The following is a 21,265-nucleotide window of genomic DNA, read 5'->3' as shown; positions in this document are numbered from 1 at the left end:
GAAGATTTCAATGACACCGGCAGTGAAAGCCGGGCTGCTCGCACAACTGATTGCCGCCGCGATGCCGGTGATGGCGGAGGATGTCCGCGAAGCTGACGACAGTGAAGATCAGATGGTGGTGACGGCCTCTGCGATCCAACAGAACCTGAAGGATGCGCCAGCCAGTATCAGCGTGATTACCCGCGACGATCTGCAGAAAAAACCGGTACAGAACCTTAAAGAGGTGCTGAAGGATGTGCCTGGCGTGCAGATCACCAACGAAAGTGACAACCGCCAGGGGGTCAGCCTTCGCGGACTGGGCAGCAGCTATACGCTGATCCTGATCGATGGCAAACGCGTCAACTCCCGCAACGCCGTCTTCCGCCACAACGACTTTGATCTGAGCTGGATCCCGGCCGACGCGATCGAACGCATCGAAGTGGTGCGCGGGCCGATGTCCTCCTTATATGGTTCCGATGCGCTGGGCGGTGTGGTCAACATCATCACCCGTAAAGTGGGCACCGAATGGCACGGCACGCTGAGCGCCGACACCACCGTTCAGGCGCACCGCGATCGCGGCGACAGCGGCAACGGAAGCTTCTTTACCAGTGGGCCGCTGGTGGAGGATTTACTGGGCGTGAAAGTCTATGGCGCGCTGGGTAAACGCAACAAAGATCAGGCCCGCTCCGCCAGCGGCAGCACGGGTCAGCCGCGCATCGAAGGCTCGACCTCACGTAAGGCCAACGTCGAATTCTCACTGACACCGGACAAGGATCAGGACATCACGTTCGGCTATGGAAAGGATCGTCAGGATCGGGATTCCGACACCCTGGATAAAAACCGTCTCGAACGCGAAAACTACTCGCTCGGCCATACGGGCCGCTGGGGCGGGGCAAATACCGAACTGCGTTTCTACGGTGAGAACATCGAAAATAAAAACGCGGAAACCATCACGTCAAAAAACAACTCACTCGACGGCAAAGTGGTGATTCCGCTGGGCGAATATACCCAGTTCCTGACGTTCGGCGGCGAATACCGCAACGATAAGCTGGACGATGCCGTAAACATGAAAAACGGCGGCAGCACGCAGGCAAATCAGTATGCGCTGTTCCTGGAAGATGAGTGGCACATCCTGGAAAATCTGGCGCTGACCGGCGGCGTGCGTATGGATGACCACGAAAACTATGGCGTCAACTGGAGTCCGCGTGCCTATCTGGTCTATGACGCGACGGAGAGCATCACGATGAAAGGGGGCTGGGCATCTGCATTTAAAGCGCCGTCGCTGCTTCAGCTCAGCCCGGACTGGCAGAGCACCTCCTGTCGCGGCAGCTGTAACGTCGTCGGCAGTAAAGATCTGAAAGCGGAAACCAGCGAAAGTCTGGAGTTCGGCCTCTATTACACCGGTCAGAAAGGGCCGCTTGAGGGCGTCACCGCCAGCGCGACGGTGTTCCAGAACGACATCGACGATATGATCACGGTGATCCGCACCGCTAACCGCGGTCTGGCCCCGACCTATCAGAACTTTGCCGGCTTCGACGCCAGCGGCAATCCGATCTTCCGTTATTACAACGTAAACAAAGCGCGTATCCGCGGGCTGGAAACCGAGCTCGGCCTGCCGTTGAGCGACACGCTGAACCTGAAGCTCAATTACACCTACAACGACGCCCGCGACCTGAGTAATGGCGGCAATAAACCGCTGTCTGAACTGCCGTTCCACACCAGTAACGCCACGCTCGACTGGACGCCGCTGGTGGACTGGAGCTTCTACCTTTCCGCGAACTACAAAGGTCAAAGCCGCACCGTCACCAACGGCAACGCCACGCCAGGCGGCTACACGATCTGGAATGCGGGCGGGTCATATCAGGTGAGTAAAGCGGTGAAGATTCGGGCCGGGGTGCTGAACCTGACCGATAAAGATCTCAATCGCGACGACTACAGCTACAACGAAGATGGCCGCAGATATTTTGCGGCGGTGGATTACAGTTTTTAAGGGGAAGTGCTGGCCGGGGCTTCGGGTCCCGGCTAAGCCCATCATGTTTGAGTCGCCAGCGTCCATTCCGGCCAGCCCTCGCGGGGCAGGGCAGCACTGAATACGGCTGATGCTATCCGCTTCGCCGGACAATCATCTGACATCCTTATCAACCGGAGAACCAGTCGCCTGGGCTGACAGCGCCATCTGAGATTCCACAGCAGGCAGGCGACCGGGGTTCGCGGCTTTTAAAATTACTGCTGCGCACGCATAAATCGTGCCCGCCACGGCTTAAGAACCCATAACGCCAGCCCGGCAGTAATAAAGTCGAAGGTGATCGCGCAGCCAAAAACTAAATGCCAGTTGTGGGTGTGCTGATACATCAGCGCCGCCAGCGGGCCGCCGAAGATCGAGCCGATTCCCTGAGAGATGTAGAGCCAGCCATAGTTGGCTGAGGCATTTTCACTACCGAAAGTGTCGGTGAGCGTGGAGGGGAACAGCGAGAAGATTTCACCCCAGCCGAAGAAGACGACACCTGAGAGCAGGACGAACAGCAAGGGGTCTTCGCGGCATGCCAGCCACAGCGTCATCGCCACGCCTTCCAGCGCGAAAGCAATAAACATGGTGTTTTCGCGGCCATAACGGTCGGAGATAAAACCAAACAGCGGTCGCGTCAAGCCGTTGGTAAAACGATCGATGGTGAGCGCGAGGGGCAGTGCGGCCATACCGAAAACCACCGCCTTGCTGATGCCGAAGTCTTCGGCAAAAATCGCCATCTGCGACGTCACCATCAGTCCCGAGGTCGACATCATCGTCATCATCATGAACATCAGCCAGAACAGCGGCTGGCGCAGCATTTCCCCGGATTTAAACTGGCGCTGCCCCACTACGGGTGCGGATTTTCTGCTGACCGGTGTCATCATGCTGGTTTCAGGCAGCCTTAAGTACTGGCTGGCGAGAAGACCCACGGCGGCGAAGATCAGGCCAAAGACCGTCATGGTCTGTTCGAGGCCGTAACTGTTAAGCGAGATGGAAATGGGGAAGGTGGTAAAAATCGCGCCCATGCCGTAGCCCGCTGCCACGGTTCCAGCAGCAAAACCGCGCTGCTGTGGAAACCACTTCATCACCAGACCGACCACGCCAATATAAACGATCCCCGTACCCAGCCCGCCCAGGCAGCCATAGACCAGATAGAGGGAGGCCAGGCTATTGACGTGGGCGGCGATCACCCAACTGAAGCCAGCCATCAGCGTACCGATAGAGATCAGTAGTCGCGGGCCAAAACGCTCGACCAGCCGACCCTGAAAGGGTGAGAAAAAGGTCTGCAGAATAATCAGCAGCGAGAAGGTCACCTGCAGTTCCGCGAGCCCCACGCCAAGTTTAGCTATCATCGGTTTAGTCAGCAGCGTCCAGACATACTGCGGGCTGGAAATCGCCGCCATGCAAAGTAAGCCAAGCAGAAGCTGCACCCATTTACTGTGTTTCGCTATTACCACCGGTTCGCTAATTGAGGTCATTGCACTCTCTCCCAGAATTACGCTCTGTTATGCAGCCAGATTCAGCCTGCTCTGTTCAGAATTTGCTGATGTCGTCTGCATCCAGACGGTTAATGGCTGATGCAGGTCTGAGATCCTCAGCCCTGCAGAGCTACGTAATTAAAAAGTTTGCAGGAACTGTGCCAATGTAAAAAACTTTTATTATCAATGGGTAAGTAAATTATCGAAGTGATAAGTGTGATGCAGTGCAAAATATCAGTGCGCTGGGTTGGTGCGGTGAAAAGGGATGCGCGTGGGAAGAGGATCGAGGGTAACTGAGCTTAAGATGGGCAGGTTAGAGTGGTTTTTGGGAAATTAAAGAGACGAAAAAGCCTGCGGGGTTGCAGGCTTTTTAGGGGGAGGTGGGGGGGATTGTTAGTCAGGGCTGGTGGAGTGCAAACAGATAGGTCGATCTGTCCTCTTTCGGGTTATTCGATTCTTTTTTTGCGCCTCACCGGGCACTTATTTTTCCTCATCAAACTCACCTCCCAGACGTTTATTTCTCAGACGAAAGCTTTCGCACTGTCATCAGAAATTCATGTGCAGTGGTTTCCCAGAGTTCAGGTGAGAAGTCAAACTCGTATCGTTGCCTGAACGCCTCTTCAACACCAGAGCCATAAGCGGCGATAAATTCGTCCACCTCTTCAATAAGATCGATAAGCATCCAGTCTGGCGCAGACTTTTTGTATAACCGGATGATTCACTCGATCGTATCCTCACCATCATTGATGATGTCAGCGTCCTGGTTGAAGTAACCAAAAACCAGTTGATCAAGAAATTAGAAGTTTTGCATTTTGTACCTATCAATCCGGGAACGCGGTGAGAATGTAATAAGGTTTGCCGTTATAGCGTTGAAACTCAATGATGATGACCAGCTACCCGTTGATTAACACACCGCGATGTTAGTCATGTCTTCATCAGTCACATGAGGACTCCCCCATGAAGAAGCGTTTTTCAGACGAACAGATCATCAGTATTCTCCGCGAGGCTGAAACCGGGGTTTCTGCCCATGAACTCTGCCGTAAGCACGCTATTTCCGACGTCCCTTTTACACCTGGCGCAAGAAGTATGGCGTCATGGAGGCGCCCGGGGTTAAGCGCCTGAAGTCGCCTCAGGAAGAGAACGCCAGACTCAAGAAATTGCTTGCCGAAGCCATGCTGGATAAGGAGGCACTCCAGGTGGCTCTGGGGCGAAAGTACTGACGACAGGCCAGAAGCGGGAGGTCGTGATGTTAATGTGTGATGTGACCGGTCTGTCGCAATGTCGTGCCTGCAGGCTGACAGGTTTGTCCCTGTCGACCTGCCGCTATGAGGCTCAGCGTCCGGCGACTGATGCGCATTTATCAGAGCGCATCACTGAGCTGGCACTGGAGCGCAGGCGTTTTGGCTACCGCCGCATCTGGCAGTTACTGCGCCGTGAAGGCCTTCATATTAATCACAAGCGCGTGTACCGCCTTTATCATCTGAGAGGGCTGGGCGTAAAACGCAGACGGCGTCGTAAAGGGCTGGCAACAGAACGTCTGCCGCTGCTCCGCCCGGCGGCGCCCAACCTGACCTGGTCGATGGATTTTGTCATGGACGCGCTCGCCACCGGTCGCAGGCTCAAGTGCCTGACCTGTGTGGACGACTTCACGAAGGAATGCCTGACGGTCACTGTTGCCTTTGGGATTTCAGGCGTGCAGGTGACACACATTCTGGACAGCATTGCGCTGTTTCGAGGCTATCCGGCGACGATAAGAACTGACCAGGGGCCGGAGTTCACCTGCCGCGCACTGGATCAATGGGCTTTTGAGCATGGTGTTGAGTTGCGCTTAATCCAGCCGGGCAAGCCAACGCAGAACGGATTTATTGAGAGCTTTAACGGACGATTTCGCGATGAATGTCTGAATGAGCACTGGTTCAGCGATATCGTTCACGCCAGGAAAGTCATTAATGACTGGCGGCAGGATTATAACGAGTGTCGTCCGCATTCAGCACTCAATTATCAGACGCCATCAGAGTTTGCAGCACGGTGGCGGAATGGAAAATGTGAGGGTAAACAAACCGACATTACTAACTGATGGTTGTATCTAATACTGGGGGCAGGTCACCAGAGGGATGAGTAGGGAATATATCATTGAAGGGTTCAAATTCCCTCTTGGAAATACATACGAAATCACCTATACATTGTTGCGGCATGAAACCGCAGGTATTATTTTTGGGCCAGTAATGGTTGGAGGGTTGATGTATAATGTTTGGTATGGAGTTCAGCAATGATAACGGAAAGTAAAGCTGTTGAAATTGCCAAAGAATATGCGAGAGAAACCGGTCATGGTTGGGATGAGCGTTTTCATGAGGCTGTGAGAACCTCTTTTGATGGTAAGTCTGTTTGGGTTATTTCAACTTCAGATTTAAAATTCTCTGAGGTTCTTCCATGGATGATGGAAAGTATGCCTAATCCAATTAAATATTATATAGATGTCTATAGTGGCGAATGTATTGCTGTAGGGGGGAGAGGTAGTGCGATTCTTCGATTGAACAAATGAAGGTGTTCATCAATGACTTTATAAAGCATGAGAGTGTTTTCTCGAAGATTTAAATGCTTTGTCTGCAGGTTTCAAAGGAATAAAGTTATAGGGAATCATGAAGCCTGCTAACAACGTTATCGAGTAAGATACAAGGTTTTCTTGTATGCCACTGCGAATGGTATAAATGAGTGCTGCAAGAAGGATGGCGATTAATATCATTGCAACTATGGATCATCCGTAAGCATATGGGCATTTCAAGCTATCCAAACCTTCTTAATAATCCCCTCTATCAGACAGGCAGCGATAGCTTAGTTCTCTGACTCTTAGCGTAATCACTCCACTATTGCATCAAGTACTGTCGCTCTATCAGATATTCTGCACGATTGTATGCTGCGATAATTTCATCTTTTTTTTGGGTGAGCAAGTGCTGCCTCGAGAACTTCAGATCTGTAATTACCGGACTCTTCTGCCACTGTTCCTGCAATAGAACGTATGCCGTGAACTACAAGCTCACCTCCAAACCCCATTCAGATGATAGCTGCATTGCGTTTGGTTCATACATATGATTAAGCGGCGCTTTAATACTGGGGAAAACCTATTCTCTATGGCAACTTATTGATTTCATCAATTCAAGGACGCCCAAAGCTTCTTTACTCAAAAGAACTTTGTGAGGCTTTTTCATGAAATCAGCAGGAAGGTTCCAAATGCTGTTGGTTGTATCGATATCAGACCATCTTGCACGAACGGCTTCACCCGGACGCACCCATGTTTATCATTGCCATTCAATCAGCAGCCATGTCTCCAGTCGAAAGGATGCATTGTTTAATGTAGTCAGAAAGCGCGGTAATTCAGAAGGTGGTAGTGCTGGCATATTCTGCTTTGTGGGCTTTTAAAGCGCTGAGCAAGCTTATCAGCAGGGTTGAACTCAATCAGTTCCTCAGTAGCTGCCCAACGGAAAATTTCGTATAGCCGTGAGATAATGCGCCTCAGGGTTTCAAGAACCCATATTGTTCAAATGGGTCTAGCTGTTGCTTCAAGAGTTTGGGGCGAATCTGTTTTATCGGAATATTACCCAAGCCGGGGAAGACGTTACCTCGGTGGACTGCTACAGACACAAAAAAGCCCGCAGGACTTGTGCCGTGTGGGCTTTCAGGACTTCAGCAGGCAATCCTGATATCGCCGCAAAAGAATTTTAGGCTGGCGGAGTCTGAATAAATTCCGCAAGTTCATGTAATTTTGGATATTTTTTTATATTCAACTTTGTGTTGTGTACCTAAACGTGTACCAATTATTGGATCTCATGTCTTTGAACGGCTTGGCAAAGATAATGAACGCTTGGCAGTAAGCCTCCAAAAAAAATGATTTTAAGAAAAGGTGTTCACACTCTTCACGTCTCTAATTATATCTTTTAAAATCAATGAATTATTCCGATCATGATATGAGGTGAAATGTGCATGAGTGTACACTAAAAGTGATCACCGCGACTGAGACAATAAGAAACCGGCCTAAGCCGGTTCATAAGTAAGATTATAGGTTTGCTTCATGATTCTTTAAACTGAATACAATCATTAGGCTACTTTGGGGCTGCTATTTTATTGTTGATGAGTGTCTTGAGGTCTTCGATATCCATGCAACCATTCTTATTATTTATGGTTTTGTTGTGAACGATACGGTGGCAGTTTGCACAAAGTAAGATTAAATCAGAAAGGGTCGTTTCAGTTTCACCAGAATTGGCTAATTGATTCTTATGGTGACACTCAATGTAATCATTTTCATCTCCATACACGTCACTAAACGAAAAATTACAAACCTCACAAAAAACTTTACCGTGTTGTGCTCGAAATCGCGACTTTTTTAGTTTAGCCAAGTTCGAATTACGTTCGATGTGTTTGGTTATTCGATATTTTGTGGCACCTTCTTTGGCTACCAATTCAGGTTGTATTATCGAAATTGGTTGTGAATTGTATAGAGTGATATTTTCTAACGCAGCCACATCTCCTTTGCCGTGGAAGGATAAAAGTGCTTTTTTTACCAAATCATGGCCTCTGAAATCCGCAGTAAACAGAGCATCTGGTTCCACATACTCAATCTTGAAGTTGAATCGGTGTTCATATGTTTCATCATTCCACAATTGCTGTGATGAACTATAGTAATCGCTTGTAATAACTCCATAAGCGATTTCTTCTGCTACACCTTCAAATCGAGTGTACTCATCATTTTTCACCCTTGGAAAACCGGGCGCAGGTTCAGGGAATAAATTTTTGGGAGTTGTGAGGTTAAAAATAAATGTTATTTTGTCGCCAGCCATTATTGATTGGAATTCAGAATTCTTTTTTAGCTTCTTGATGCCCCAAGTCCCATGCTCTTTTCCCATCTCGTAATTCTTTAACGCTCTTCCATTGACATAAATCACCCAACTATTCAATGTTTTCTCCTTGTTATTATAATTGCCGTTTTTTTATCAGTGATATTAGATTCAATCTTAATAGTTCATCTAACTGGCATCAATAACAATAAACCGGCCTGAACCGGTTTGTGTTTTGCAAAGGTCAGTGATTGCATGAGGGCAGCCAATCTGCCTCGCTGTCATCATGTAGCATAAGATTTGTTTGTATACCGTTATTCGTCCTCCGCTTGAGCAGCACGCGCTCGTACTCCTTCAGCGTCTGCGGCACCGCGTGGCCGAATGCAGTCAGGCTCAGCGGGTGCTGATGGCCGCGTGACTCCATGAATGACAGGTAGGCATGGTACAGATAGCGTTTCGGATTTAGCGGGCGGATATTGGCATTACCGATAAACAGCCCATTGGGTGTGCTCAACGGCATCAGATAAACACAGAAATCGACCAGCGGGTCAGCCTGGCGTTTAATCTCCAGCGCCTCGCCAGACGTCTGCTGCGCCTGTAACAGCTCGCGCGCTTCATCGGGTGACGTGAAGCGCTGCATCAGATGACGAACAATCACGGCCAGCTCGGTACTGATTTTGTCCAGTAACTGCGGATCGCGCTCTTTTGCCGGTATGACTTCCGGGAACGTCAGGATAACCCGGCGGCGCGACACGCCGCCGCTGCGGTCGCTGAAGCGCATCGGATTGTTGTTCACCGCCAGAATGACCGCCGGGATGTGCGTTGAATAGGCGTCACGGTATTTCGGATCGATTGCCACCGCATCGCCGCCAGTAATCGCCTTGATGCCCGCGCCGTCGCCGCTCCATTTCTCCTGGTCAGGCAGGATAATCAGCGAGAAGCCCACCACGCTGGCGCGCTCGCGCGAGGACTCCAGCGTGTCGATGGTGGCCGACGTGGTGTTGTCTTTTCCGGCCAGCAGAGTGGCTATCGAGGCCATCACACTCTTGCCGCTGCCGCCGGGGCCGGTGACTTCGAGAAACATCTGCCAGTCATAGCGGTTTGCCAGCACCATAAATAACGCCGCGAGAATACGCTCCTGCTTGTCGTGATTGTGTCCGGCAGCCCGCGTTAACCAGCGCCAGAAAGCCGGAGCGTGGTCTGCGATGTTTTCACCCGGACGCGGGGCGGTAGAGTCCACGCTGTTGACGGTGCGCATCCACTAACCGCAACGGAGCGGGCTGGATGTAACGGTGGCGATATGAAACATGGCGTCATAAAAGCCAATCTGAGGAATGCCAGCCCTGACAATTAATTCGCTCTAAGTTCAGTACAGGCAGGCTGCCTTGCCAGTCGATTAGCGTGCATCAGCGTTTCGTGGACTACAGCGAGTCTTTTCAGAGAGTTACAGACACAAAAAAGCCCGCAAAGCTTTCACCTTGCGGGCTTTCAGGACTTCGTTGAAGGTTCTGGTAACCGTCAACCAAGAATTTTGGTGGAGCTGGCGGGAGTTGAACCCGCGTCCGAAATTACTACACCGTCGGCACTACATGCTTAGTCAGTTTTTACATTCGCCGGTTAGCTGCGAACAGACACGCCACTAACAGACTATCCTGATTGGATTTAACGCTTCAACCCCAGGCAAGGCATCCACGCGATCTCTTTTGGGTTTGACCTCTCTTGATCCCCGTCTTAAGAGCGGAAGCTAGGGAGAGAGGGCTCAGAGCAGGTTATTAAGCTGCTAAAGCGTAGTTTTCGTCGTTTGCGACTATTTTTTTGCGGCTTTTTACGAGGCAAACCGCCCCTCGGCATGCTCCTAAGGCTTCACAATCCCGTCGAGTCCAGAATCAGCCCCAGAACTTCAAATACTAGCAACTAAACAGCTTAAAATCCAGTGGTTAGCGCGCTGAATTCTTCATAATACGTGCTTTATCCAGCTTCCATTCGCGGTCTTTGATGTCGTCACGCTTGTCGTGCTCTTTCTTACCGCGTGCAACACCAATCTTCAGTTTGCACCAGGCGTTCTTCCAGTACAGCGACAGCGCCACGATGGTGTAACCTTCGCGATTGACGCGGCCATAAAGGGAGTCAAGTTCACGTTGCTTCAGCAGCAGCTTACGGCTGCGCGTCGGGTCACAGACCACATGGCTGGAGGCAACGGCTAAGGGTTGAAAGGTTGAACCGAACAGAAAGGCTTCCCCATCGCGCAGCAGAATATAGCTGTCGCTGATGTTGGCTTTACCGGCACGAAGCGATTTGACTTCCCATCCTTGTAACGATAATCCCGCCTCATACTCCTCTTCGATGAAGTATTCGTGACGGGCGCGTTTGTTCATGGCAATAGTGGCAGAACCGGGTTTGTGTGCTTTTTTCTTTGTCATAGTGCGGCGTATTTTACATCACTTAGTCGGTTATCGCATCCCCAGTCCAGCAGGGCGGCAGGAAACGGGATATTCTAGCACACCCTTACTCAGGGACATTTTTGTTTAATCGCTGAAAATGCTATTATTCAGCGGTTTCGTGATGAACAGGAACCATTATGGCTCAGATTAGTCGTTCGGCGCTGGTCCCGTTTAGTGCCGGGCAGATGTACCAACTTGTAAATGATGTGGATGCCTATCCGCAATTCCTGCCGGGCTGCACCGGTAGCCGCGTACTGGATGCGTCTGAAAATGAGATGACCGCGTCGGTGGACGTGTCGAAAGCGGGCATCAGCAAAACATTTACCACCCGCAACACCCTGACCGACAACCAGAGCATTCATATGCAGCTGGTTGACGGGCCGTTCCGCAAGCTGACCGGCGGCTGGAAGTTCGTCTCGCTGGGCGATGACGCCTGCAAGGTTGAGCTCAGCCTGGAGTTCGAATTCACCAATATGCTGGTTGAGATGGCCTTTGGACGCATTTTCAAAGAGCTGGCCAACAGCATGGTGCAGGCGTTCACGCAGCGCGCCAAAGAGGTCTACCGTGCCTGATGATATCACCGTCGAGGTGGTCTATGCGCTGCCCGATAAGCAGTATCAACTCTATGTGAAGGTGGAGCAGGGCAGCACGGTCGAACAGGCCATCAACGCCTCCGGATTACTTGAGCTGCGTCGGGAGATCGATCTCAGCAGCAACAAAGTGGGCGTTTACAGCCGTCCGGTGAAGCTGGATGACGTGATTAATGAGGGCGATCGTATCGAGATTTATCGTCCGCTGATTGCCGATCCTAAAGAGCTGCGGCGTCAGCGCGCAGAGCGCGCGGCGGAAAGCGAAAAGTAGGGCCATGTCGCGCCAGTGCTGGCGGATAACGGCCATAAAAAAAGGCGCTCAGTGCGCCTTTTTGCTGTCTGTCGTGCAGACTCTCCGGGATGCAGACGGTCTGCTGTTCGATCAGTTGCCGCTCTGGGAGAGATTCTGCTTGTTATCGATGTTGGTCAGTACACCGTTGCCATCGAAGGTCAGCGTCAGCGTCTGCTGTTTCACATCTTCATGACCCGGCTCCTGACGGAAAATGTAATACCAGACGTTGCTGCCGAACGGATCTTTCATCATCGGTGTGCCCAGCGTATAGGCCACCTGCTGCTGTGTCATACCGTTATGGATCTTGGCCACATCGTTGGCAACCAGGTAGTTGCCCTGGTTGATATCAGGACGATAGACCACGCGCTCTAAGGTGGAACATCCGGCGGTCATCATTAACATTACCACTGCCGCGGCAGTCAGCGTTTTACAGCGCATCTAAACATTCCTTTTCCGGGGCCAAACGCCTTTAACAGGCGGTTTCTTGCCATCAAAATCTGAACTCTGCCTGCGGCAGGCTTTATTACTCTGGCGACATAAGTGCCGATGATAATAAACCTTTTCGCTGTTGGAAACCTCTACAGAGCAAGCATATGACCACGGTGGGTTAAAAAAGTGCGCTGCTATGCGGCTAAAAGTTCTTTTGCGTTCGCCAGGGTATTGCGGGTGACCTCGCTGCCGCCCAGAAGTCGCGCCAGTTCCTGCAGACGCGCCCGCTTGTCCAGCGGCTGCATGTGGGTTTCGGTCATCGCGCCATCGGTCTCTTTACTCACGTAGAAGTGCTGATGACCACAACCCGCGACCTGCGGCAGGTGCGTCACACACATGACCTGCGTGGACTCGCCCAGCTGACGCAGCAGTTTACCGACCACCGCAGCGGTCGGGCCGCTGATCCCGACATCGACTTCATCGAAAATCATCGCCGGGGTTTCCATTTTCTTCGCGGTGATCACCTGAATCGCCAGCGCGATACGGGACAGCTCACCACCGGAGGCGACTTTGCCCAGCGGCTGCAGAGGCTGACCCGGGTTGGTTGTCACCTGGAAATCGACGCGGGTGGCACCGTCTGCGGTGAGCTGGTCCGGATTAAAGGCCAGCGCGATGCGGAACTGGCCATGCGGCATAGAGAGCAGGTGCATACTCTGGGTAATCAGTTGCTGCAGCTCATCGGCGTAGTGACCGCGCTGCTGATGCAGCTGCTCCGCGCTTTTCAGCGCGGCCTGATAGTGCTCACCAACCAGTGACTGCAGGCTCTCCTGGTCGCTCTCATGCTGTGACAGCAGCTCGGCTTCTGCCAGCAGCTGCTGATGCAGTTCAGGCAGCCCTTCCGGCGTGACGTGATGCTTACGCGCCAGAGCAATCTGACGCGAAATACGCTGTTCCAGTTCATACAGGCGGTTCGGATCCAGATCCAGGCTGTCGCAGTAGTGGCGCAGCTCGTCGCTGGCTTCGCTCAGCTGAATCGCCGCCTCTTCCAGCAGGTTGTGCACGCCGTTCAGCTTCTCATCCAGCGAGGTGAGTTCAGCGATCATCTCACGCGCGCTGTAGAGCAGACTGTGAAGGTTGTTGTCATCGCTGTCAGCTAACAGTTGCAGCGCCTGCTGACTGGTGGAGAGCAGCTGGCCGCTGTTGGCCAGGCGCTTGTACTCTTCGTCGATCTGCTCATATTCGCCCTGCTGCGGCGCAAAGTCATTCAGCTCTTTCAGCTGATACTGCAGCAGCTCGCGACGTGCTTCGCGCTCCTGCGCCTGCTGCTGATGCAGCGCCAGGGTGCGACAGCTCTGGTGCCAGGTCTGATAGCTGGCGCGCATCTGCTGCAGCAGATCGTCGTGACCGGCATAGGCATCCAGCAGATGTTTCTGGTGATCGGGCTTAAGCAGAAGCTGATGGGCATGCTGACCGTGGATCTGAATCAGTAACTGGCCGAGATCGCGCAGCTGAGAAAGCGGCACGGCCGTGCCGTTGATAAAGCCGCGGGAGCGACCGTCTGCACTGATGACGCGGCGCAGCAGACACTCGTTGCCGTCATCCAGATGGTTTTCTGTCAGCCAGCGCTGGGCAGAAGGGGAGGATTTAAGCTGGAAGCGGGCGCAGAGATCGGCCCGGCTGGCACCCTGACGCACCATGTCGGCATCGGCACGACCACCCAGACATAACCCCAGCGCATCGATCGCAATGGACTTACCGGCACCGGTCTCACCCGTGATTGCTGTCATACCGCGTTGGAAATCAATGTCGAGCTCACGAACGATAGCAAAGTTACTGATGGTCAGTTGGGCCAGCATAGGTTCACCTGTACGAATAAACACATATGGTTTTTCATACAGTATAAACTGGTTTTTTATCCAGTAAAGAGGGGAGGCCGGATTTCAGAACAATTTTTTTGACCAGCCCAGTTTAGAGCTCAGCGTATTGAAATAACTGTAATTTTTCGGGTGAATCAGGTTGAGATGATGGGCGCTGCGCCGGATAAGCACATCCTCACCTTCCTGGATCGGCAGTGCGATCTGGCTGTCGCAGCTGATTTCCAGGTCGCTGCGGCGCGAAGAAAAGCGCAGTCGAATGGTGCTGCTGCTATTGATCACCAGCGGTCTTGCCGAGAGCGTATGCGGGAACATCGGCACCAGCACGATAGCTTCCAGAGAAGGTGTCAGGATAGGCCCGCCCGCAGAGAGAGAGTAGGCTGTCGAGCCGGTCGGCGTGGAGATAATCAGTCCGTCGGAGCGTTGAGAGAAGGCGAACACTTCATCGATATAGACTTCGAATTCGATCATGTGCGCGACTTTACCGGGATGCAGCACCACCTCATTGATGGCGGAGCCGATGCGCGGCGAGCAGTCCGACTTACAGACCTGCGCTTCCAGCAGAAAGCGGCTCTCGACGAAATAGTTGCCCTGCAGCACCTCATCCAGCTGCTGCTGCGCATTGTCCGGGTCCAGGTCAGTCAGAAAGCCCAGGTTCCCGCGGTTAATGCCGATCACTTTGATGTCATAACGCGCCAGCACGCGCGCCGCGCCCAGCATGTTGCCGTCACCGCCGACCACGACCGCTAAATCCGCCTGCTGACCAATCTCCGCCAGCGTGCCCGTTTCTACGTCGTGAAGCGACAGCTCCTGCGCAATCTGCTTCTCAACGATCACTTGATAACCTTTGGCCGTCAGCCAGCGCCAGAGCATCTCATGCGTGGTTAACGCGGTGGGATGGCGCGGATGACCCACAATACCAATGCAGTTAAAGTGTTTGTTCATCTGGTCGGTGTTCCTTATAAGCCAAAACGGCAAGGCAATGTGATAGGTTCCCTTGAATCCGTCATACCAATCCCCATAATAAGCCAACCAGCGAAATGAATGTGCAAAACGCGGAGAAATTCATGAGTAGTAAAGAACAGAACACCCCAAACGAGCAAGTCTCAGACGAAATTCAGCAGGATCAGCAGCAACCTCAGGACGCGGAGACAGCAACAGAGGTGGATCCGCGTGATGAGCGTATTGCTCAGCTCGAAGCTGAATTAGCGCAGTCGCAGACCGGTGTACGCGATGCCCAGCTGCGTGCGCAGGCTGAAATCGAGAACATTCGTCGTCGTACTGAGATGGACGTTGAGAAGGCGCACAAGTTCGCGCTGGAAAAGTTTGCCAACGAACTGCTGCCGGTTATCGACAGCCTGGAACGTGCGCTGGAAGTCGCGAACAAAGAAGACCCACAGCTGGCGTCGATGATTGAAGGGATCGAACTGACCCTGAAAGGCCTGCTGGGTGCCGTGCGTAAGTTCGGTGTCGAAGTGGTCGGAGAGACAGGCGTGCCGTTCAACCCGGAAGTGCATCAGGCGATGTCGATGATGGAGTCTGAAGAGTTTGAGCCGAACCATGTCATGCTGGTGATGCAGCGTGGCTATACGCTGAATGGTCGCCTGCTGCGTCCGGCGATGGTGGCGGTGGCCAAAGCCAAAGGCTGATTCATCCCGGAATCCCTGACACGGCCGCGCACTGACGCGGCCGTGTGCGTTCTGGCGTTAAGCCGGTAACACCGGCGTCCAGTCCACCGGCTTTTTACCGGCCGCAGTCAGCAGTTCATTGGTGGTGGAAAAGTGTCTGCTGCCGAAAAAGCCGCGATGCGCGGAGAGCGGCGACGGATGCGGCGCCTGCAACACATGATGGCGCTGGCGATCGATGATGCTGCCTTTCTTCTGCGCGTGGGATCCCCACAGCAGGAAAATCACCCCTTCGCAGTGCTGATTGATCGCCGCGATCACGTTGTCCGTAAACGTCTCCCAGCCGAATTTCGCATGAGAATGCGCTTTCCCCGCCTCAACCGTTAACACCGTGTTCAGCAGCAGCACACCCTGTTTAGCCCAGCTTTCGAGAAAACCGTGGTCAGGCTTCTCAAAGCCGGGAATATCCTGCACCAGCTCTTTATAGATATTCTGCAGCGAGGGCGGCACCTGAACGCCAGGCAGCACCGAGAAGGCCAGGCCGTGCGCCTGATGGGGGCCGTGATACGGATCCTGACCCAGGATCACCACGTTAACGTCTCCCAGTTCCGTCAGGCGAAAGGCGTTGAACACATCTTTCTGGGGCGGATAGACGGTCACGCCCGCCGCACGTCGATCGGCGACCTGCTTCAGCGTCTCGACAAAATAGGGTTTCTCTTTCTCTTCGGCCAGCACGTCGTGCCAGGTCAGCTTCTCAGCCATATTTCACTCCCTTCGCGTTAATGTCAGTAAGCTTAGCGGTTCCGGACACAGAGCAGAAGGTAAAATAATTTGAAAAAATACAAATTAAGTTGAAAGCGAGGGCGTTGTGAGATCAAGGGGTTAGCGTGAAAGGCGCTTTTATGGCTGATTAATATTGATACAGGTCAAAGCTGCCATAAATTTAGGGTGGTATACCGGGGCCTCAAAATTGATTTATTCACGTATTACCCGGGAGACGCAATTATGATCACTGGAATCCAGATCACTCAATGCAGCAATGCAGAATTACTGAACTCATTCTGGCTGCTGGACGAAGAGAAAGGCGAAGCACGCTGCCTCTGTGCCAAAGCGGGCTATGAAGAAGATCAGGTCGTCGCCATCCGTGAACTGGGCGAATTCACTTACCGTGAAGTGCCGGTTGAAATCAAGCCTCAGGTGCGTGTGGAAGGCGGACAGCATCTGAATGTCAACGTTCTGCGCCGCGAAACGCTGGAAGATGCCGTTAAGCATCCGGAAAACTATCCGCAGCTGACCATCCGTGTTTCAGGCTACGCGGTGCGTTTTAACTCTCTGACGCCAGAGCAGCAGCGCGACGTCATTACCCGTACTTTTACTGAAAGCCTTTAAGCGCCTGAGTTTACGGGTGCTGAAAAAGAGCGCAAAGCGCACACAGCAACTATTAGCAGACAAATTAAGGGGATAGGGCATCTGACTCTGGATGCCCGGTCAGCACTTTTTTAAAGCGCATACGCTGACCGTAAAAACGGGATGAAAGGGCTGTTACTCTCTGTTAAATAAAAAAAATCGCCTCCTGCGAGGCGATTTTTTTATTGCGGCGACGATTTATTCCGCATTCTCGTTCGCTGGTGCACTGCCGCTTGCCTTGCGGCGTTTGCCGACATTTTTCGCGTCGCGATGACGTTTCTTCACGCGCGGTTTTTCCGTTTCGCTTGCTTTCTTCTCGGCACGCTTCGCCAGAACCTTTTTCGACGGTTTTCCGGTGGTTTTAGGACTCGGTGCGCGCGTGACCGGGCGCAGCTCATCAATCACACGCGCTTTGATCGGCTCGTTCACGTAACGGGTGATCTTGCCCAGCAGAACGAAGTCATGCGCCTCAACCAGCGAAATGGCGATGCCTTTACGGCCCGCGCGACCGGTACGGCCGATGCGGTGCAGATAGGTATCGGCGGTGCGTGGCATATCATAGTTGAAGACGTGGCTGACCTCCTCAACGTCGATACCGCGTGCGGCGACGTCGGTCGCCACCAGCACGTTTACGCGGCCTTCGCTCAGGCGTTTAATCGCTTCGTTACGCTTGGCCTGCACCATTTCGCCTTCGAGATAGCTGGTGCGAATCCCCGCTTCGTGCAGCCAGCTCACCAGCTCATGCAGACGTTCACGCTTGCGCACGAAGACGATGCTGCGCGTCACGTCCTCCTGCTTCAGCAGGTGGATCAGTAATTTGGTCTTGTGGTCCAGATCGTCCGCGCGGTAGTACCACTGCTGGATCTTTTTGCGCTCGCGGCGGCTCGGATCGGCCTCCAGCTCCACCGGATCGTTCAGCAGACGCTCCGCGAAGTCGCGGATGTTGTCGCCTTCCAGCGTGGCGGAAAAGAGCAGCGTCTGTTTGCGCCAGCGGGTTTCTGCCGCGATGGTTTCGATATCCTGGGCAAAGCCCATATCAAGCATCCGGTCCGCTTCATCCAGCACCAGCGTCTCGACGGCGCGGCAGTCGAAGTTCTCTTCTTTGATGTACTGCAGCAGGCGGCCGGTGGTGGCGACCACGATGTCCTGGTTTTCGCTGAACACTTCGGCGTGGTTCATATAGGCCACACCGCCCGTGATGGTGGCGATATCCAGATGGGTATGTTTCGCCAGCTCACGCGCATGGTCGGCGACCTGCATCGCCAGTTCGCGGGTCGGGGTCACGATCAGGATACGTGGCGGGCCGGATTTCTTGCGCGGAAAATCAAGCAGGTGCTGCAACGCCGGTAACAGATACGCGGCCGTTTTCCCGGTCCCGGTAGGTGCCGAACCCAGAACGTCGCGGCCCTCCAGTGCGGGCGGAATTGCAGCAGCCTGGATCACTGTTGGGCGCGTAAAGCCTTTTTCCTGCAACGCTTGTAGCAGGCTTTCGTCAAGTTCGAGTTCGGAAAATGTGGTTACTGTCATGGTCTACCTCAGTTTGGGGCGCTGATTATAGACAGATCAGAGTGAATCTTCATCTGTTAATCCGTTCCGGCTGTGTCCGGCGTTGTCTGTTACGTGAAATCACGCTGTTGTCACGTTACACTCATGCGCTGCCGGACGGCAGGAAAAATCGATGGTAGTGACGAATGATGCAGGATAAGCCGCGTAAACGGCCACAGTTAAACAATAACGGATTTACCTTTAAACAATTTTTTGTCGCACACGACCGCTGTGCGATGAAGGTGGGCACCGATGCCATTCTGCTGGGGGCCTGGGCGCCGGTTGCCGGGGTCAGGCGCATTCTTGATATCGGCAGCGGCAGCGGACTGATCGCGCTGATGCTGGCGCAGCGTACGCCGTCAGATATTGCCATCGATGCGGTGGAGCTGGATGCCGACGCCGCGCAGCAGGCGCAGGAAAATGTGCAGCAGTCACCCTGGCCGGCGCGTATCGCAGTTCATCAGCAGGATATCGCCAGCTGGGCGGAGGCGTGCGATAAACGCTATTCGCTGATTGTCAGCAATCCGCCCTATTTTGCGCCGGGCGTAGCCTGCGCCAGCGCGGCCCGCGACAGCGCCCGCGCCACGGCCTCGCTGGACCATCAGACGCTGTTGCGCAGTGCGGCGTTACTGATCGAAGAGGAGGGGATGTTCTGCGTGGTGCTGCCCGTGGACATTGGTCAGACATTTATCACGCTGGCGCAGGCCGATGGCTGGCATCTGCGCTTCCGGCTGGACGTGGCGGAGTATGCTCATCGTCCGCCACACCGCGTCGTGCTGGGGCTCTCGCCGCAGGCCGGAGAAACGCTGCTGGAGCGCCTCGCTATCCGCGCGCCCGACACCCGCTATTCGGATGAGTGGTGCGGCCTGACGCAGGCGTTCTACCTTTTTATGTAGCCAGAAGGGGCCAGCACGGTCGGCAGCGCCTCCGGCAGTAATGCCGGATAGTCGCGGATAAAGTGCAGGCCGCGACTCTCTTTCCGCGCCAGCGCACAGCGCACCATCAGTTCCGCCACCTGCACCAGGTTCCGCAGCTCCAGCAGATTATTGGAGAGGCGGAAATGACGATAATATTCATCTATCTCCTGCTGAAGCAGAGTGATGCGGCGTAATGCCCGCTCCAGCCGCCGGGTCGTGCGGACAATGCCGACGTAATCCCACATGAACAGCCGCAGCTCGTGCCAGTTGTGCTGGATCACCACGCGTTCATCCGCATCATCCACCTGGCTCTCATCCCAGGCGGGCAGCGCCGTAACGGCCTCAATGGCGGGCAGGGTGCGCATCAGCTCTTCGGCCGCGGACCAGCCGTAGACCAGACACTCCAGCAGCGAATTGGACGCCATGCGGTTCGCGCCGTGCAGGCCGGTGTAGCTCACTTCACCGATGGCAAACAGGCCGCTGACGTCGGTCTGTCCATGCTGGTCGACGACCACGCCGCCACAGGTGTAGTGCGCGGCGGGCACAATCGGGATCGGCTCTTTGGTGAGATCAAAGCCAAAGGTCAGCAGCTTCTCATAGATCATCGGGAAGTGGGCGCGCACAAAGGCTTCGGGCTGGTGGCTGATATCCAGATACATACAGTCGACGCCGAGCCGCTTCATCTCATGGTCGATGGCCCGGGCGACGATATCGCGCGGGGCCAGCTCTGCGCGTTCATCGAAGTCGGGCATAAAACGGCTGCCGTCGGGACGCAGCAGCCAGGCCCCTTCGCCGCGCAGGGCTTCGGTTAACAGGAAATTCTGCGCCTGCGGATGAAACAGGCAGGTTGGATGAAACTGATTAAACTCCAGATTGGCGACCCGGCAGCCCGCACGCCACGCCATCGCGATGCCGTCACCGGAGGCGATATCGGGGTTGGTGGTGTATTGATAGACTTTGGCTGCGCCGCCGGTGGCGACCACCACGGCTCGCGCCTGACAGGTTTCAACCTGCTCGCGGTTCCGGTTCCAGATCCAGGCCCCTATCACCCGGCGGGGGCCAGGCAGGCCGCTTTTGTCTGAAAGGATGAGATCGACCGCGTTGGTTCGCTCCAGAATCCGGATGTTGGGATGGCTTAGCGCCTGGCTTACCAGAGTGGTTTCCACCGCGTGGCCGGTGGCGTCCGCGCTGTGCAGAATACGGCGATGACTATGGCCGCCTTCACGCGTCAGGTGATAGCGCATATCGCCAGCGGCCTGGGGATCGAGGTCAAAGGCCACGCCATTGTCGATCAGCCACTGCACGCAGTGACGCGCATTGCTGGCCACAAAGGAGACCGCCTCGCGGTCGCACAAGCCTGCGCCAGCAATAAGCGTATCTTCGATGTGTGACTCGATGCTGTCTGTCTCATCAAATACCGCAGCAATGCCGCCCTGTGCATAGAGCGTCGAGCCTTCATTAACCTGCGCTTTACTGAGAACGGTCACCTGATACTGCTTTGCCAGCCGTAACGCCAGCGACAATCCGGCAGCACCGCTGCCGACAATTAAAACATCACACTGATAATCCGGGGTTGTTTTCATCATAATGTTTAATTTACTAAACAGGACCTGACCTGAGCATAAGCCCGAACGGGTCTGCTGTGAAGTATTTTAAACAGCGCAGTGTGTGTTTTGGCGAACGGCTTTCTGAATCCGAATCTGATCAATGAGTTAAAATGGTGCGCTTCTTCGTCATGTTTTTTATAGCAAACGCATAAAACCTGACGGATTTAATGATGAAAAAGCTGTTGTCATAGGTTACTCTGCCAGCGATTTGTGCTCCTTACACTGAACGAAAACGAACAACCCG

17 protein-coding genes, 1 other RNA gene and 3 pseudogenes are annotated in these 21,265 nt (G+C 53.8%); 8 read left to right on the top strand and 13 right to left on the bottom strand.

Annotated elements, in window-relative coordinates; genetic code table 11:
* The first annotated feature begins 10 nt into the window (after window positions 1–10).
* Window positions 11–1,969: a catecholate siderophore receptor CirA gene (cirA, locus tag ACR6AS_RS10040; protein WP_434162017.1), complete on the top strand. Its 1,959-nt coding sequence runs from the start codon at window positions 11–13 to the stop codon at window positions 1,967–1,969.
* 233 nt (window positions 1,970–2,202) lie between these two features.
* Here cirA and oxlT read toward each other — a convergent pair whose 3' ends face one another.
* Window positions 2,203–3,465, bottom strand: coding sequence for an oxalate/formate MFS antiporter (gene oxlT, locus ACR6AS_RS10035; RefSeq protein WP_111140626.1), 1,263 nt, complete (start codon window positions 3,463–3,465; stop codon window positions 2,203–2,205).
* A gap of 514 nt (window positions 3,466–3,979) precedes the next feature.
* A complete protein-coding gene (locus tag ACR6AS_RS10030) occupies window positions 3,980–4,180 on the bottom strand; it encodes a contact-dependent growth inhibition system immunity protein (protein WP_434162014.1) in 201 nt (66 codons plus the stop codon).
* Between the two features lie 242 nt (window positions 4,181–4,422).
* Between ACR6AS_RS10030 and ACR6AS_RS10025 the strand changes: the two are divergent.
* Together ACR6AS_RS10025 and ACR6AS_RS10020 are read left to right on the top strand one after the other, a co-directional pair.
* Window positions 4,423–5,542, top strand: a pseudogene (locus tag ACR6AS_RS10025) (IS3 family transposase).
* A 192-nt stretch (window positions 5,543–5,734) separates the two neighbouring features.
* The gene (locus tag ACR6AS_RS10020) at window positions 5,735–6,007 is read left to right on the top strand and encodes a PepSY domain-containing protein (protein ID WP_434161909.1); all 273 of its coding nucleotides are present in this window, start codon (window positions 5,735–5,737) and stop codon (window positions 6,005–6,007) included.
* Between the two features lie 912 nt (window positions 6,008–6,919).
* Here ACR6AS_RS10020 and ACR6AS_RS10015 read toward each other — a convergent pair.
* From ACR6AS_RS10015 to smpB, 5 genes and pseudogenes are all read right to left on the bottom strand, one after another.
* Window positions 6,920–7,080: pseudogene (locus ACR6AS_RS10015) on the bottom strand (phage integrase central domain-containing protein); the annotation flags it as partial.
* 482 nt (window positions 7,081–7,562) lie between these two features.
* A complete protein-coding gene (locus ACR6AS_RS10010; protein ID WP_111140623.1) occupies window positions 7,563–8,414 on the bottom strand; it encodes an HNH endonuclease in 852 nt (283 codons plus the stop codon).
* 124 nt (window positions 8,415–8,538) lie between these two features.
* Window positions 8,539–9,555 (bottom strand): annotated as a pseudogene (locus ACR6AS_RS10005) (DNA primase family protein); the annotation flags it as partial.
* A 271-nt stretch (window positions 9,556–9,826) separates the two neighbouring features.
* Window positions 9,827–10,188, bottom strand: a transfer-messenger RNA (tmRNA) gene (gene ssrA, locus ACR6AS_RS10000).
* Window positions 10,189–10,231: 43 nt separating this feature from the next.
* Window positions 10,232–10,714, bottom strand: coding sequence for an SsrA-binding protein SmpB (smpB, locus tag ACR6AS_RS09995; RefSeq protein ID WP_111140615.1), 483 nt, complete (start codon window positions 10,712–10,714; stop codon window positions 10,232–10,234).
* 158 nt (window positions 10,715–10,872) lie between these two features.
* Here smpB and ACR6AS_RS09990 point away from each other — a divergent pair, with 158 nt between their 5' ends.
* On the top strand, window positions 10,873–11,307 hold the full coding sequence (locus tag ACR6AS_RS09990) for a type II toxin-antitoxin system RatA family toxin (protein WP_111140614.1): 435 nt from the start codon (window positions 10,873–10,875) through the stop codon (window positions 11,305–11,307).
* Complete coding sequence (locus tag ACR6AS_RS09985) at window positions 11,300–11,596, top strand: RnfH family protein (protein WP_434161905.1); 297 nt, start codon at window positions 11,300–11,302, stop codon at window positions 11,594–11,596. Before ACR6AS_RS09990 ends, ACR6AS_RS09985 begins: the two co-directional genes overlap by 8 nt.
* Window positions 11,597–11,707: 111 nt before the next feature.
* Here the strand turns inward: ACR6AS_RS09985 and bamE are convergent, their stop codons facing one another.
* The 3 genes from bamE to nadK all read right to left on the bottom strand — a co-directional run bounded on the left by bamE (window position 11,708) and on the right by nadK (window position 14,865).
* Window positions 11,708–12,055 carry an outer membrane protein assembly factor BamE gene (gene bamE, locus ACR6AS_RS09980; protein WP_111140612.1) on the bottom strand — a complete coding sequence of 116 codons (348 nt, stop codon included), beginning with the start codon at window positions 12,053–12,055 and terminating at the stop codon, window positions 11,708–11,710.
* Window positions 12,056–12,240: 185 nt separating this feature from the next.
* The gene (gene recN / locus ACR6AS_RS09975; protein ID WP_293772992.1) at window positions 12,241–13,902 is read right to left on the bottom strand and encodes a DNA repair protein RecN; all 1,662 of its coding nucleotides are present in this window, start codon (window positions 13,900–13,902) and stop codon (window positions 12,241–12,243) included.
* Between the two features lie 84 nt (window positions 13,903–13,986).
* Window positions 13,987–14,865 carry an NAD(+) kinase gene (nadK, locus tag ACR6AS_RS09970; protein WP_313655405.1) on the bottom strand — a complete coding sequence of 293 codons (879 nt, stop codon included), beginning with the start codon at window positions 14,863–14,865 and terminating at the stop codon, window positions 13,987–13,989.
* Between the two features lie 122 nt (window positions 14,866–14,987).
* Between nadK and grpE the strand changes: the two genes are divergently transcribed.
* Window positions 14,988–15,569: a nucleotide exchange factor GrpE gene (grpE, locus tag ACR6AS_RS09965; protein WP_288476905.1), complete on the top strand. Its 582-nt coding sequence runs from the start codon at window positions 14,988–14,990 to the stop codon at window positions 15,567–15,569.
* A 57-nt stretch (window positions 15,570–15,626) separates the two neighbouring features.
* On the opposite strand, the gene ung is transcribed toward grpE, so the two are convergent.
* Window positions 15,627–16,307, bottom strand: a complete 681-nt coding sequence (gene ung, locus ACR6AS_RS09960; RefSeq protein ID WP_111140609.1) for a uracil-DNA glycosylase — start codon at window positions 16,305–16,307, stop codon at window positions 15,627–15,629.
* A gap of 243 nt (window positions 16,308–16,550) precedes the next feature.
* On the opposite strand from ung, the gene grcA reads away from it, so the two are divergent.
* A complete protein-coding gene (grcA, locus tag ACR6AS_RS09955) occupies window positions 16,551–16,934 on the top strand; it encodes an autonomous glycyl radical cofactor GrcA (protein WP_111140608.1) in 384 nt (127 codons plus the stop codon).
* 216 nt (window positions 16,935–17,150) lie between these two features.
* Here grcA and srmB read toward each other — a convergent pair whose 3' ends face one another.
* Window positions 17,151–18,479 (bottom strand): ATP-dependent RNA helicase SrmB, encoded by a 1,329-nt coding sequence (gene srmB, locus ACR6AS_RS09950; RefSeq protein ID WP_128084393.1) that lies wholly within the window; start codon window positions 18,477–18,479, stop codon window positions 17,151–17,153.
* A gap of 164 nt (window positions 18,480–18,643) precedes the next feature.
* On the opposite strand from srmB, the gene trmN reads away from it, so the two are divergent.
* Window positions 18,644–19,393 carry a tRNA(1)(Val) (adenine(37)-N(6))-methyltransferase TrmN gene (gene trmN, locus ACR6AS_RS09945; RefSeq protein WP_367395703.1) on the top strand — a complete coding sequence of 250 codons (750 nt, stop codon included), beginning with the start codon at window positions 18,644–18,646 and terminating at the stop codon, window positions 19,391–19,393.
* Here the strand turns inward: trmN and nadB are convergent.
* A complete protein-coding gene (gene nadB / locus ACR6AS_RS09940) occupies window positions 19,378–20,997 on the bottom strand; it encodes an L-aspartate oxidase (protein WP_434162012.1) in 1,620 nt (539 codons plus the stop codon). The two genes, trmN and nadB, sit on opposite strands and share 16 nt — an antisense overlap.
* Window positions 20,998–21,265: the final 268 nt, after the last annotated feature.

Source organism: Pantoea phosphatilytica (assembly GCF_051025615.1).
GTDB lineage: Bacteria > Pseudomonadota > Gammaproteobacteria > Enterobacterales > Enterobacteriaceae > Pantoea.
This window is presented reverse-complemented; position numbering and strand designations above follow the sequence as displayed.